Source organism: Sorangium sp. So ce406 (assembly GCF_051474675.1).
GTDB lineage: Bacteria > Myxococcota_A > Polyangia > Polyangiales > Polyangiaceae > Sorangium > Sorangium cellulosum_G.
The window spans coordinates 3,116,626-3,130,527 of sequence record NZ_CP150340.1 but is presented as its reverse complement, the minus strand read 5'-3'; the positions used below and the strand labels follow the sequence as shown (position 1 = coordinate 3,130,527).

The 13,902-nt window shown below is 71.4% G+C and carries 8 protein-coding genes; 7 read left to right on the top strand and 1 reads right to left on the bottom strand.

Translation table 11 applies throughout. From position 1 onward, the window contains the following. Positions 1–3,231, bottom strand: a complete 3,231-nt coding sequence (treY, locus tag WME96_RS11760; RefSeq protein WP_437290243.1) for a malto-oligosyltrehalose synthase — start codon at positions 3,229–3,231, stop codon at positions 1–3. Between the two features lie 349 nt (positions 3,232–3,580). Here treY and WME96_RS11755 point away from each other — a divergent pair, with 349 nt between their 5' ends. The 7 genes from WME96_RS11755 (at position 3,581) to sbnB (ending at position 13,877) form a co-directional block, all read left to right on the top strand. Beyond that, on the top strand, positions 3,581–5,131 hold the full coding sequence (locus WME96_RS11755) for a RecQ family ATP-dependent DNA helicase (RefSeq protein WP_437290242.1): 1,551 nt from the start codon (positions 3,581–3,583) through the stop codon (positions 5,129–5,131). Between the two features lie 227 nt (positions 5,132–5,358). Further along, a complete protein-coding gene (locus tag WME96_RS11750) occupies positions 5,359–6,420 on the top strand; it encodes a sigma 54-interacting transcriptional regulator (RefSeq protein WP_437290241.1) in 1,062 nt (353 codons plus the stop codon). A 118-nt stretch (positions 6,421–6,538) separates the two neighbouring features. Continuing rightward, entirely contained in the window at positions 6,539–8,512 is a 1,974-nt protein-coding gene (locus WME96_RS11745; protein WP_437290240.1) for a carbamoyltransferase C-terminal domain-containing protein, read from the top strand. Between the two features lie 63 nt (positions 8,513–8,575). After that, positions 8,576–9,838, top strand: coding sequence for an acyl-CoA dehydrogenase family protein (locus WME96_RS11740; protein WP_437290239.1), 1,263 nt, complete (start codon positions 8,576–8,578; stop codon positions 9,836–9,838). Further along, the gene (locus WME96_RS11735; RefSeq protein WP_437290238.1) at positions 9,832–11,835 is read left to right on the top strand and encodes a carbamoyltransferase family protein; all 2,004 of its coding nucleotides are present in this window, start codon (positions 9,832–9,834) and stop codon (positions 11,833–11,835) included. The genes WME96_RS11740 and WME96_RS11735 overlap by 7 nt, the downstream gene beginning before the upstream one ends. A gap of 71 nt (positions 11,836–11,906) precedes the next feature. Continuing rightward, the gene (gene sbnA / locus WME96_RS11730; protein WP_437290237.1) at positions 11,907–12,872 is read left to right on the top strand and encodes a 2,3-diaminopropionate biosynthesis protein SbnA; all 966 of its coding nucleotides are present in this window, start codon (positions 11,907–11,909) and stop codon (positions 12,870–12,872) included. A gap of 15 nt (positions 12,873–12,887) precedes the next feature. Beyond that, the gene (sbnB, locus tag WME96_RS11725) at positions 12,888–13,877 is read left to right on the top strand and encodes a 2,3-diaminopropionate biosynthesis protein SbnB (RefSeq protein ID WP_437290236.1); all 990 of its coding nucleotides are present in this window, start codon (positions 12,888–12,890) and stop codon (positions 13,875–13,877) included. Positions 13,878–13,902: the final 25 nt, after the last annotated feature.

Genomic DNA, 13,902 nt, shown 5'->3' with positions numbered 1-13,902 from the left:
TCACTGACCTCGCTGTGGCGCCCGCAGGAGCAGGGCGACCGGGAAATCGGAGAGCACGCGGTCGAGCGGGAGCGCCGCGCCGCCCTTCGGATCGGACGTCGGGGCCGCGTCGCGCGGCGAGGAAGCGGGCGCCGACGCCTCGATCTCGGCGCCGGTGAAGAGGTCCTTGTAGACGCCCGGCTCCACGTCGACGGAGGTGCCCGCCCACACCTTGCCGATCGGCGGGGCGACGGCGCCGCCGAGCAGCCGCGCGCTGAACCGGGGCGCGATCACGACGAGCGAGCGCGCGTTCGACGCGTCCGCCTCGGCGCGGCGCGAGAAGGCGACGACGTGGGACTCGCGCTCGCCGGTCACGGCGCGCGGCGCGTAGGCCCCGTCGGCGCCGAAGAGCGCCGGGTACCGCCGGCGCAGCTCGAGCGCGACGTGCGTGACGAAGAGCTTGATGCGGCCGTCGCGCGCCTCGGCGCAGAGCTCGCGCGCGAGCGCGGCGTCCCCGCCGCTCCACCGCGCGCGGACGTCCGCGAGCGCCTTCACGCGCGACGCGTAGTCGACCGCGCGGCGGTTGTCGGGGTCGACGAGGCTGAAGTCCCACACCTCGTTGCCCTGGTAGATGTCGGGCACGCCCGGCGACGTGAGCTTCAGGAGCGTCTGCGAGAGCGACCCCCACATGCCGTGGTACGCGACAACGCGCGCGAGCGGCAGGAGCGCGCCGATCACGTCCGCGGACGAGATCGCCTTGCGCACGAACGCCTCGACGGCGGCGTCGTACTCGGGCTGCGCGTCGATCCACGACGTGTTGACCTTCGCCTCCTTCGTGGCCTTGCGCATGTAGTCGACGAGGCGGCCCGTGTAGGCCTCGAGCGCGTCGCCCTCGGGCGCGCGCGGCTCGCGCTGCTCGCGCGGTTCGCCGGATGAGCCGAGCAGCGGCTCGATCGGCAGGCTCCCGAGGACCGTCTGGTAGAAGAGGTACTCCTCGTTGCTGTCCGGCGCGACGCGCCCCTCGATCTCGGCCTTGAGCGGCGCGGCCGCGGCGGCCGCGCGGTGGAGCGCCTCCTCCCAGGCCGACGGCAGCTCCGAGAGCACGCTGATGCGCGCCCGCACGTCCTCGCTGCGCTTCGTGTCGTGCGTCGACGTGGCGAGCATCGAGTAGGGCCACGTCCTGTGCCGCTGCACGTTGCCGCGGTGGAACGCGAGGACGCTCGCGCCGTAGCGCTCGGGCTCGCCGCCGACCTCGTTGAGCGAGACGAGCCGGTTGTAGATGTAGAACGACGTGTCCTCGAGCCCCTTGGCCATCACCGGCCCGGTGAGCTGCTGGAACTTCATCACGAAGTCGCAGAAGAGGTGCCTGTCCTCCTCGCGGAAGAGGTCCGTGCTGTCGAGCATCAGGACCGAGCGCACGAACGTGAAGATCGAGGCCTCCATCGTCGGGTTGCGCCGGCGCGCGAGCGCGACGGCGCGGCCGATCGCGACCCGGTCGTGATCGGAGATCGTCGGCGTCCGCTCGTTGACGTACGTGCGGTACACCGGGAAGCACGCGATCACCTCGCGCAGCGCGTCGTTGAGCGAGCCGAGGGTGAAGTCGCGGAAGCGACGGTCGCGCTCGGTGAGCCGGTTCAGGGCGTGGCTGAGCACGTTGAGCTCGCTCGCGAGCGCCGTCCGGAGGATGACCTTCTTCTTCTCGTAGACGAGCGTCTCGAACTCGATCCGGTCGCCGAGGAACCGCTCGTAGATCGAGGTCATCGCCGCCTCGCTCGACGCATCGACGAAGAGCTCGCCCACGGCCGCGGTGAAGTCGTACCCGCTCGTCCCGTGGACGGTCCAGGCCTCGGGCAGCGTCTCGCCGCGGGCGAGGATCTTCTCGACGACGACGTACATCGGCCGCGCGAGGCGCGAGCCGCGCCCTCCGGCGCTCGCCCGCTCCGAGAGCGCCGCGCGGAGCGCCGGCTCCAGCCGGGCGAAGCGCGCGCCGGCCGAGGCGCGGCGGCGTGAGTCCTGGAGGCTCCGCGGCTCCGGCTCCTGCGCGGCCTCGGCGAGGAAGCGGCGGCGGCAGCGCTCGATCAGGTAACCCTGCTGGAGCTCCTCGAAGTAGCCGATCGGATCCCAGAGGCCGTCGGGGTGGTCGATGCGCAGCCCCGTGACCTGGCCCCGCTCGCAGAGCTCGAAGACCAGCCGGTGCGCCTCGGTGAACACCGGCCGGTGCTCCATCCGGATCGCCGCGAGGTTGTTGATGTCGAAGAACCGCCGGTAGTTGATCTCCTCGGCGGCGGTGCGCCAGAAGCTCAGCCGGTAGGCCTGCTCCGCGATCAGCGCCTCGAGCGGGTCGAAGCTCCGCGGGTCGCCGACCTTGCCGTTGATGCGCTCGACCCCCTCCTCCACCGCGGCCGCGACCTCCGGTGAGTCCGCCACGAGCGTCGCGAGCCGCCGCTTGAGGACCTCCTTCTCGCGCCGCCGCTCGATCACCTTGGCGCGCTGCGTCTCGGTCCGCGGCGGCAGGTTGCGGAGCCCGGTCAGGATGCTCTGCAGCTCGAGGAGCGCGTCGTGCTCCTCGCCGAGCGCGGCGGTGAGCCCGGGCACCATCGGCCCGATGACCATCCCGTACGTCCGCGGGTTCACCGGGAACACGTGGTCGAAGTAGCGGAGGACGAACGCGCCGTTCTCGAAGGCGATCTTGAGCTCGCCGCGCTCGAGCACGCGCCCGTAGTGATCGCCGAGCACCGGGAGCAGCACCATGTTCCTGAGCTCCGTCTTGAGCGGCGCCCAGTCGATGTCGAAGAACGCCGCGTGGAGCGAGCTCGGGCCGTTCTCGAGGACGTCGTTCCACCAGAGGTTGTCGGAGTTGCCGACGCCCATGTGGTTGGGCACGAAGTCGAGCAGGAGGCCCATGCCGCGCTCGGCGAGCTCGCCCGTGAGCCGGTCGAGGTCGCCGCGGTCGCCGATGGCGGGGTTCAGCGTGTTGTGATCGACGAGGTCGTAGCCGTGCAGGCTCTCGGGGGGCGCCTTGAAGAAGGGCGAGGTGTAGAGATCGCTGACGCCGAGCGCGTCGAGGTAAGCCACGATGCTCCGCGCCTGCTCGAACGTGAAGTCCTTGTTGAGCTGCACGCGGTACGTCGCGCGCGGCAGCCGCGGCGCCACGCCCTCGGACGCCGTCTCGACGAGGCGCGCCACCGTCGCCTGCTGCGCGGCGCCGTCTGCCTGGCTGTTCCTCTTCTGATCATCCGACGCTTCCGTCATTCGTCGTGTGCCTCCGCGGCAGAATCTACTTCAAACGAGGCTTCGTGAAGGAGGGGATTTGCCAGAATCGCCGCGTGCGCGCGTCGCGCCGACTCGGCATACGAAGGAAGAACCTGAGGCGCATAGGGAACCGCAGCAGAGGCGCGCCCAGCGGCGCCCGGACACGCGCTGAGCGCCTGGAGGCCGTAACCAACATTCAACCCGGTTTGCCGGCGCGGGGCGCCGGCGGGCGTGTGGCTTTTCGTCTCAATGGATACAAGGACTGGCCACCGCGGAGCCCCGCTGAGAGGGCGCGAGTTCCGGCGCGCGAGCATGGCGCGCCCGGCGTGTGCGCGCCATGCTCGCGCGCATGGAACAACAGCGGAGCGCGCCGAGCTGGCAGGAGATCCGGCAGATGGCGCGCGAGCGGTTCGGCGTGAAGACGTTCCGACCGGGCCAGCGTGAGCTCATCGAGGCGGTGCTCGCCGGGCGCGACGCCCTGGGGCTCCTTCCGACGGGAGCGGGCAAATCGCTCTGTTATCAGCTCCCGGCGCTGCTCCTGCCCGGCCCCGCCGTGGTCGTCTCACCGCTGATCTCGCTGATGCAGGATCAGCAGGAGAAGCTGGCAGAGGCGGACATCCCCGCCGCGAAGCTCAACTCCACGCTGAGCGCGACGGAGGAGCGGGAGACCGTCGACGGGATACGGCACGGCGATCTCCCGCTCATCTACGTGACGCCCGAGCGGCTCGAGAACCCGGAGTACCTCGATCTCCTCCGCCGGTCGGGCGTGTCGCTCTTCGTGGTCGACGAGGCGCACTGCGTCTCGCAGTGGGGCCACGACTTCCGCCCTGCGTACCTCGGCCTCCGCGACGCGGTCGCCGCCCTCGGCCGGCCGCCGGTGCTGGCGCTCACGGCGACCGCCACGCCCGAGGTGGCGAACGACGTCGTGGAGCAGCTCGGCATGCGGGCCGCCGCGGTCGTGAACACCGGCATCGACCGGCCGCAGCTCTCGCTGGAGGTGATCCGCACCCCGAACGAGGAGCGCAAGCGCGAGCGCCTCGCGCGCCTCCTCGAGGAGGAGAGCGGCGTCGGCATCGCCTACGCGGCGACGGTCCGGATCGCGAACGACCTCCACCGCTGGCTCGAGGGGCGCGGCGTGCCGGTGGGCCAGTACAACGGGCAGATGCGCGCGAAGGAGCGGGAGGAGACGCAGCAGCGGTTCATGAACGACGAGTACCGCATCATCGTGGCCACGAAGGCGTTCGGCCTCGGCATCGACAAGCCCGATATCCGGTTCGTCGTGCACTACAACTTCCCCGACTCGCTGGAGAGCTATTACCAGGAGGCCGGCCGCGCCGGGCGCGACGGCCGCCCGGCGCGGGGGATCCTCCTCTACCGCGTGGAGGACCGGCGCATCCAGGCGTTCTTCCTCGGGGGCAAGTACCCGCGCCCCGACGAGAGCTACCGTGTCTACGAGACCCTCGGCCGCCTCGAGGCGCAGCGGGCCGACGGCAAGCGGCGGGCTGGCATCCCTGTGAAGGCCCTGGCGGAGGTCGCGGACCTGCCCGAGCGCAAGGTGAAGGTCGTGGTCGCGCTGCTCGAGGCGGCCGGGATCATCGACAGGAGCCGCGGCGTGCGCCGGTTGCGCGACTTCGCCGACGAGGCGGAGCTCGACGCGTTCCTGAAGGCCTACGAGGAGCGGCGGGCGGGCGACCGCGAGCGCCTCGAGGCGGTGATGCGGTACGCCGAGAGCCCGGAGTGCCGGATGGCGGTGATGAAGGCGTACTTCGAGGACACCGAGGCGCCTGCGGGGAACGGCGGCGCGACCGTGGAGGCCTGCGGCCGCTGCGACAACTGTCGCCACACGGAGGACTCGAACCGCGCCGTGGTCGACCGCCTGACGGCCGCGGCGCCGCCCTGATCGATCGGCCGCCGCGGCGCGCCGCGAGGCGCCGGCGGGGGGCGCGCTCCTTCATCTCCTCTCATTTATTTCATCTCCTCTGAACTCCTCACCATCCTCCGGCCAACGGCGTTGTCCGGCGCGCGGCCAATGGCGTTCGGCGTTCTCCGTTATGTTCGCATCGGCTCCGTCCATGCGGGCGGAGCGGGGCAACAGCGTTCGCCATCAAAGAATCAGGAGACAGAGTGATGACCAGCTCTTGGAGATTCGTCGCGCACTCGGAGGCTCGGCGCAGAGCCCTGGAGTTCGCGAAGCAGGCCGCGGCCGCGGACTGCTCGGTCTTGATCGTCGGGCCCACCGGGGCGGGGAAGGACATCCTCGCGCGCGACATCCACCAGCACAGCCGGCGCTCGAAGCACCGGCTCATCACCGTCAACTGCGCCGCCCTGACGCAGACGCTGTTCGAGAGCGAGCTGTTCGGACACGTGCGCGGGGCCTACACGGGGGCGACCGCCTCGAAGCGCGGGCTCGCGGAGCTCGCCTCCGGCGGCAGCCTGTTCCTCGACGAGATCGGGGAGCTGCCGATGGAGGCGCAGGCGAAGCTCCTCCGCTTCCTCGCGGATGGCTCGTTCTGGCCCGTGGGCGGCAGCGAGGAGCGGAGCGCGGACGTCCGCATCCTCGCCGCCACGAACCGGGACCTCGCCGCCGGGCTCGACGCGACGTTCCGGACCGACCTGTTCTTCCGGCTCAGCGTGTTCACGATCGTCGTGCCCCCGCCGAGCCCGGACGATCTGCGCACGCTCGCGCGGGTGCTCGCCCTGGAGATGGGCGAGCGCTACCGCGCGCCGCTGCCCGCGCGCGAGGTGAGCGCCGTCGGCGAGCTGGCGAGCGGCGGGGTGTACCGGGGCAACGTCCGCGAGCTCCGCAACGCCGTCGAGCGGTACTTCCTGGTGCGAGACCCGGCGCGGACCCCCGAGGAGAACTGGACGGCTGCGTGCGGGCTCGACCTGCTCGCCCAGCAGCTCGGGCCCGCGCCGGACGCCGCGGCGGCTCCCCAGCTCCACCTGCGAGGGATCGAGAAGCTCGACGACCTGCTGTTCCTGAAATGCGCCAGGGAGACGAGGAGCGCGCGCGAGCTGTCACGGCGGATCAATCGGTCGCTGCCGTACGTGTACAGCCGCCTCGCAAAGCTCGGCATCAAACCGAAAGACCTTCAATGCACCGAGAGCCTCGAGCGCACCTCGGCGAAGGTCCGCGCGTCGCTCGCCCCCTATCGGTCCTCGTTTCTTCAGCTTCTTAAAGAAGCTTAACAAATAGATCACTCCCTCCCGGTGCCGCCGCCGGAATGACCGCACCGCTCGATGGAACGGCCGTTGCGATAGGGCGGCGAGGACGGCGAACGTCCCAACCGAAAGGATGGAGGAGCGCATGCTGACTCTGGGCCTCGCAGGGGGCTTGGACCCTGTCTACGACTGCCGTTACGACGCGCCGCAGTACTTCACGTACGACGCGGCGGCCGTGCTGGTCGAGGACGGGCAGGTCGTGGCCGCGGTCGAGGAAGAGCGGCTGAACCGCGTTCGCCGGACGAACAAGTTCCCGTTCGACGCGCTGCGGGCCTGCCTGAGGCAGCGGGGCGTCGCGCTCGGGGACGTGGACCGGATCGCCTATTATTCGGGCGAGGAGACGGCCAATTTCCTCGTGGGGCGCCTGCGCGCGGCGTTCCCCGAGCTCGCCGGCATCCCGGACGCGCGCGGGCTGCTCCGGGCCGCCATCCAGCGGGAGATGCGGTGTGAGATCGATCCAGCGCGGATCGTCTTCGTGCCGCACCTGCTGACGCACGCGGTGAGCGCCGTCGCGATGTCGGGCTTCGAGCAGGCGCTCGTCTACGTGATCGACAACGAGGGCGGGGTCTTCACCGGGACGTCCGCCGCGGGGAGCCGGTCGTGCCTCACGCAGCTGGCGGCCTTCTCACCGCAGAAGTCGCTCGGGGAGCTGTGCCATCGCGCGATCCGCGCGCTCGGGTACAGCCCCTTCGAGGAGGCGGAGGCGATGGAGCTCGCCCCGCAGGGCGACCCGGCCGCGCTCCGCGCCGCCATGCGCGGCGTGTACAAACTGCTGCCGGACGGCGACTACGAGCTCGCGTTCCAGGGCCTGCCGGCCGTGCTCGCGAAGGCGCCGGGCAGGCTGCGCGGCGAGCCGGTGGAGCAGGCGCACAAGGACGTGATCGCGGCGCTGGAGGAGGCGATCTCCGAGATCGTGCTGCACGTGCTGCGGCACCACCGCACGACGAGCGGCGTCCGGCGGCTGTGCCTGGCCGGCGGGGGCGCGCAGATCTGCGCGGTCAACTCCCGTGTCCTCGCGAGCGGCCTGTTCGATGAGGTGTTCGTCCAGCCCGCGGCGCACGACGCCGGGTGCGCCCTCGGCGCGGCGCTCTACGCGGGCGACGCGCCGCCGCGCCGCGCGCCGCTCGATCACGTGAGCTGGGGGACGGACCTCGGCACCGCCGACGCGGTGCTCCCCGCCCTGCGCCGCTGGGGCGCCCTCGTGACCGCGGAGCGCCCCGCGGCGCCGGCCAGGAGCGCCGCCGAGCTCATCGCCGGGGGCGCCGCCCTCGGGTGGGCGAACGGCCGCTCGGAGATGGGGCTCGTCGCGCTCGGGCGCCGCGTGATCGTCGCGGATCCGCGGGACGAGCGGCAGCGGGGGGCGCTGAACGCGATGAAGCGGCGCGCGCCGCACCGGCCGCTCTCGGTCGCGATGCTCGCGGAGGACGCCGCCGAGCACCTGATGCTGCCGTGCCCGCCCGACCAGCTCCGCTGGAAGAGCTTCGCGCTGCGCGTCCGGCGCGAGCGCGGCGCGGCGCTGGCGGCGGCGCTGCACGCGGACGGCACGGTCCGCGCGCAGGTGGTGCGGAAGGAGGCGGATCCGAGGCTGTTCGCGCTGCTCGGCGCGTTCAAGGAGATCTCCGGGGTCGGCGCGCTGCTCGTAACGTCGCTCGACAACGGGGCGGAGCCGCCCGCCGAGACGGTCGATGACATCGTCGCGCTGCTCCTCACGAGCGGCCTCGAGGCCGCCTTCGTGGACGACGCGCTCGTCCGCAAGCAGCCCGCGCCGCTCGAGGAGCGGCTCCGCCTGGCCGTGGAGGTCCCGCGCTCGACCCAGGTGTGCCGCACGCGCGGCTGGCACGACGGCGCGCGCGCGGGCGACGCCTGGGAGCTGCGGACGAGCTACGACCGCGGGCTCCGCCGCAAGATCTCCCGATCGGCGTACGACGTGCTGGTGAACGCCGACGGCAGGCGCCCGGCGGCGGCGCTGCTCGACGGCGCGGGGGCCGACGTCGCGGACGAGCTCTGGGCTCTCTGGACAGAGCGGCTCGTCCGGCTCGCGCCGGCCGAGCGCGCATGAGGGGGCCCGCCGGACGGGGCGGCCACGCGGGCGTGGGACACGACGGACGCAAGGAGAAGAGCCGTGAGCTCGAATGACATGACCATGGGCGCTGGACGCAAGGCGCGTATCAGGCTGGATCTCGCGCGGCAAACGCAGCTCGCGGCCGACGCCCTGAAGAAGGCGCTCGCGGAGCGGGATCTCCCGGCCTTTTACCGGGTGTTCCGGTCGACGGATCTGCCGTTTCTCGGGCTCGTCTACGAGGGGGACGCGGCCGGGCTGTTCCGCGCGTGCGCGCACGTGCTGCACCGGCTCGGGGGCATCTCGCCGGCTGTCGCGCTCGCGGTGGAGAACCACTTCTATGTGAGCTCCGCGATCGCCACCTTCCCCATCAGCGATGACGAGCGGCTCGACGCGCGGCGGCGCGCGCTGCTCTCCGAGATCGTCGAGGGGCGCCGGCTCGTCGCGAACACGAACTCGCGGGTTCACGCGGACCGCGTGGGCGCGGTGGGCACGAGGGCCCGGAAGGTCGCCGGCGGCCACGTGGTGAGCGGCGCCGCGTCGTACACGTCGCTCGCGACCGAGGGAGATCTCCTCATCTTCACGACAGCGCTCGAGGAGGGCTTCCCCGCTGTCTTCATGACGCGCCCGCGGGGCAACCCGGCCGTGGAGATCGGCCCGTACCTGTTCCCGGACGCGATGATCGACTCGGACACGCGCAAGATCGTGTTTCACGATCTCTTCGTCCCGGACGAGGACCTCCTGCTCGGCGGCCAGGGGCCGGAGGTGATGCAGCTCCTCCTGTTCGAGATGGTGTGGCACCAGGCGCTGATCCCGGCGCTGTACCTGGGCGCCGCGGCCCAGGCGATCGAGGAGTCGCGCCGGTTCCTGCGCGCTGTCCGCGCCCGGGAGGGCGCGCCGCTCGCCGAGCTCGACGGCATGGTCGTCGACGTCGGTCGCCTGGTGATCCGCTACCGCGCCGCGTGCGCGGCGGTCCGCGAGGCGGGCGAGGCGATGGGCGCGATCCGCGGCGCGAAGGACCGCGCCGAGCGGCTCCCGCGGCTCTACGAGCTCGCCGGGGCGGCGAAGTACACGGGCACGCGGTGCGCCGAGGAGATCGTCGCCGCGGCGCGCGGCGTCGTCGGGGCGCGCGCGTTCGCGGGCGACAACGTCCTCGAGCGCCTGTCCAGGGAGGTCGTCTTCGGCCCGCTCGGGCCGGAGGTGAACGCCGTCATCGAGCGCGCCCACGGGCGGCGAGCGCTCGGAGAGGGCGAGTTCGACGGCGCGGCGTCGTCGCCGTGGCTCGATGGCGCGATGAGCGCGAGCGGCAAGGAGGAAACATGCTGACGCTGGGGCTTTCTGGCGGGTTGAGCTTCGCCCACGAGGAGATGTACGACATCCCGCAGAGCTTCACGCACGACGGCGCGGCGGTGCTCGTCGACGACGGGGAGATCGTCGCGGGGATCGAGGAGGAGCGGCTCAACCGCATCAAGCACTCCAACAAGTTCCCGATCGAGGCGACGCGCTTCTGCCTCGCCCGGCGCGGCGTGAGCATCGATGAGGTCGACCGGATCGCGTTCTACGCGAGCGAGGAGTACTGCAACGCGCTCCTCGGGCGGGTGCGGCTCCTGACCGGGGGCACGCTGCCGCGGATCGACGCGCGCACGCTGCTCGCAGCGAAGCTCGGCCAGGGGCTGGGGCGCCCGATCAATCGCGACAAGATCGTGTTCGTGCCGCACCACCAGGCGCACGCGGCGAGCACCTACCTGCTGTCCGGCTACGACGACAGCCTCATCGTGGCCATCGACGGCTCGGGAGACTTCCTGTCCGGGCTCGTGGCCGTGGGCTCGGGCGACCGGATCGAGGTCCTCTCGACGATCCCGGAGTCGAAGTCGCTCGGGAACTTCTACGTCTCGGTGATATCGCTGCTCGGCTACGGGGTCTTCGACGAGTACAAGGTGATGGGCCTCGCGCCCTACGGCGATCCCGCGAAGTTCCGCGCGCAGATGAGCGCGCTCTACACGCTGCTGCCGGACGGCGACTACGAGGTTCACCGCGATCGCGTGGGCGCGCTCGCGCAGGTGATCGAGGTGCGCAGGAAGGGCGGCCCCTTCACCCAGCAGCACCGGGACGTCGCGGCGTCGCTGCAAGAGGCGCTGGAGGCGATCGTGCTGCACGTGCTCCGCCACCAGCGCGAGGCGACGGGCAAGACGCGGCTGTGCCTGGCAGGCGGCGTCGCGCACAACTGCACGATGAACGGGAAGATCCTGTATTCCGGGATGTTCGAGCGGGTCTTCGTGCAACCGGCGGCGCACGACGCGGGCTGCGCGCTCGGGGCCGCGCTGCACGTGACCCTCGCCGAGGGGGCCTTGAAGACGCGTCGGCGGCTCGAGCACGTGTCCTGGGGCAGCGACGTGGGCGGCGAGGCGGAGATCGCCCGCGAGCTCGCCGCCTGGTCCCGCTTCGTGCGCCACGAGCGCGCCGAGGATCTGCCGGCGCGCGTCGCCGACGTGATCGCCGGCGGGGCCGCCGTCGGCTGGGCGCAAGGAGCATCGGAGTTCGGCCCGCGCGCGCTCGGCCAGCGGAGCATCCTGGCCGACCCGAGGCCGGCCGCGAACAAGGACCTCGTCAACGCGATGGTCAAGAAGCGCGAGGCATACCGGCCGTTCGCCCCCGCCGTCCTCGCGGAGGACGCGCGCGAGTACTTCGAGCTGCCGCCCGGAGAGGACGAGTTCCCGTTCATGATCTTCGTCATGAAGGTGCGTGAGGACAAGCGGGACGTCCTCGGGGCGACGACGCACGTGGACGGCACGGCCCGCGTCCAGACCGTGTCGGAGCGGTCGAGCCCGCGGTTCTGGAGCCTCCTCAAGGCGTTCAAGGACAGGACGGGCGTGCCGGTGCTGCTCAACACCTCGTTCAACAACAACGTGGAGCCGATCGTCGACTCGGCGCACGACGTGGTGACGAGCTTCTTGACGACGGGGCTGCATTACCTCGCGATCGGCGACTTCTTCGTCGAGAAGCGCCCGTGGACGTGGGAGGACCTCGCGACGCTCGCGCTCGAGATCCCGAGGCACGTCCGCGTGGACCAGATACGGCGATTCGTGGCGATGGATCGCGCGGCCACGGTGTTCGAGCTGCGGAACACGTACGACGCCGGGGTGCGGGTGGGCGTGTCGCCCGACGTGGGCGAGGCGCTGGTGCGCGCGGACGGCGCGCGCTCGATCGGCGAGCTGCTCGGCGAGGCGGGCGCGGGCGATCCCGCGCGCATGCAGAAGGCGGTCCTCGAGATCGAGGGGCTCTGGTCGCAGCGGCTGGTCTGCCTGCGCCCGCGGGCGGCCTAGCGCGTCATCGCCTGTCCGTCATCGCCTGTCCGTCATCGCGTGTCCGTTGCCTTCAGGGTGGTAAAGCTTGCATGCTTAACGAACAGCAACTCCTGGCGCGCGCGGCCGCGCTCGCCAGCATGCTCCGCGGCACGCCGGTCGTGCGGCTCGATCACGAGCACCTCGAGCTCTTCGTCAAGCTCGAGTACTGCAACGCGGTCGGGAGCATCAAGGACCGCCCCGCGCTCTGGATCCTCAAGAAGGCGATCGAGCGCGGCGAGATCGGCCCCGGGACGACGGTGGTGGAGTCGTCCTCGGGCAACTTCGCGATCGCCCTCGCCGCGTATTCGCAGCTCCTCGGGCTCGACTGCATCCCGGTGATCGACCCCCACATCTCCGCGGTGAACGAGCACGTGCTCCGCTCGCTCTGCGCGCGGGTCGTGAAGGTCGAGGAGGAGGACGACACGGGGGGCTTCCTCAAGACGAGGCTCGATCGCGTGCAGTCGCTCTGCGCCGCGCTCCCGAGATCGTACTGGCCGAACCAGTACAGGAACCCCGACGGGATGATGGCCCACTTCCACACGACGGGCCGGGAGATCTGCGACGCGTTCCAGGAGCTCGACTTCGCGTTCGTCGCCGTGAGCTCGGCGGGGACTGTCGCGGGCCTGTCGCGTCGGCTGAAGGAGCATTTCCGGGGGATCAAGATCATCGCGGTGGACGCCGAGGGATCGGTGATCTTCGGCGGACCGCCGCGGCCGCGGCGCATCCCGGGGATCGGCGCGGGGGTCGTGCCGGACCTGCTCCGGGAGGCGCTGATCGATGATGTCGTGATCGTGCCAGAGGTCGAGTCGATCGCCGCGTGCCGCACCCTCCTCGACCGCCACCGGCTGCTCGTCGGCGGCTCGACGGGGACTGTCTACGCGGCGATCCAGCGGTATTTCAGCCGCGCGAGCGGCCTCACGAGGCCGAAGGTCCTTTTCCTCTGCGCCGATCGCGGCGTGCCTTATCTGGACACCGTTTACAACCCCGCGTGGGCGTCGCGTTACGCCGAGGGATGAGCGATGCGCTTTGGTGTGGTCTCTGGCAGTGTCATTCGTCGCCTCATCGAGGGTAACCCCGAGGAGTGCGTCAAGGCGGTCGAGGACGTGTACCTCGCGGGCCACCGGGGCGAGGTGGTCTGTCCGAACAGCTATTTCCTCCGCTTCCCTGACCGGCCGGACGCGCGGATCATCGCGCTCCCGGCCCACCTCGGCGGTGGTGAGCCCGTATCGGGGATCAAGTGGATCGCCAGCTATCCGGCGAACATCCGGCAAGGCGTCCCGCGCGCGTCGGCGGTGATCGTCCTGAACCGCGCGGACAACGGGTATCCGTTCGCGTGCCTCGAGGGGTCGATCATCTCGGCGGCGCGCACCGCGGCCTCCGCGGTCTCCGCCGCGGCGGCGCTCTCCGGGGGGCGGCGCGCGGGCACGCTGGGCATCGTCGGGACGGGGCTCATCGCCCGGTACGTCGTCTCGCTGCTGTCGCGCCTCGGCTGGGAGATCCCGGAAGTGCTCCTGTACGACACGAACCCCGCCGAGCCCGAGCGGTTCATGGAAGGCGCCTTCGATCCGGCCTGGCGCCGCCGTGTCCGGGTGGCGAAGGACCTGGAGACGGTGGTGCGGCAGAGCGATCTCCTGGTGTTCACGACCTCGGCCGGGGCGCCGCACGTCCACGATCCGAGCTGGTTCTCCCACAGGCCGGTCGTGCTGCACCTGTCGCTCCGCGACCTGTCGCCCAGCATCGTCCTCTCATCGTTCAACGTGGTGGACAGCGTCGAGCACGTGATGAGCGCCGGGACGTCGCTCCACCTCGCAGAGCAGGAGTCCGGCCGGCGCGACTTCGTGACGGGGACGCTCGCCGAGGTGCTCCTCGGTGAGCGCGCGGTGCCGCGGACGAAGCCCATCGTGTTCTCGCCGTTCGGGATGGGGACGCTCGACCTCGCCGTGGCGAGGTGGGTTTACGCGCGCGCCGAGTCGGCGGGCGACGTTGTGTGGATCGACGACTTCTTCGACATGACGCGCTGACGCCGGGCGGGCCTCTCGCAGAGCG

Bases quoted from the DNA above. Each gene is read 5' to 3' on its own strand.
- sbnA (WP_437290237.1), top strand. From the start codon at position 11,907: ATGCTTAACGAACAGCAACTCCTGGCGCGCGCGGCCGCGCTCGCCAGC.
- WME96_RS11755 (WP_437290242.1), top strand. From the start codon at position 3,581: ATGGAACAACAGCGGAGCGCGCCGAGCTGGCAGGAGATCCGGCAGATG.
- treY (WP_437290243.1), bottom strand. From the start codon at position 3,231: ATGACGGAAGCGTCGGATGATCAGAAGAGGAACAGCCAGGCAGACGGC.
- WME96_RS11735 (WP_437290238.1), top strand. From the start codon at position 9,832: ATGCTGACGCTGGGGCTTTCTGGCGGGTTGAGCTTCGCCCACGAGGAG.
- WME96_RS11745 (WP_437290240.1), top strand. From the start codon at position 6,539: ATGCTGACTCTGGGCCTCGCAGGGGGCTTGGACCCTGTCTACGACTGC.
- WME96_RS11750 (WP_437290241.1), top strand. From the start codon at position 5,359: ATGACCAGCTCTTGGAGATTCGTCGCGCACTCGGAGGCTCGGCGCAGA.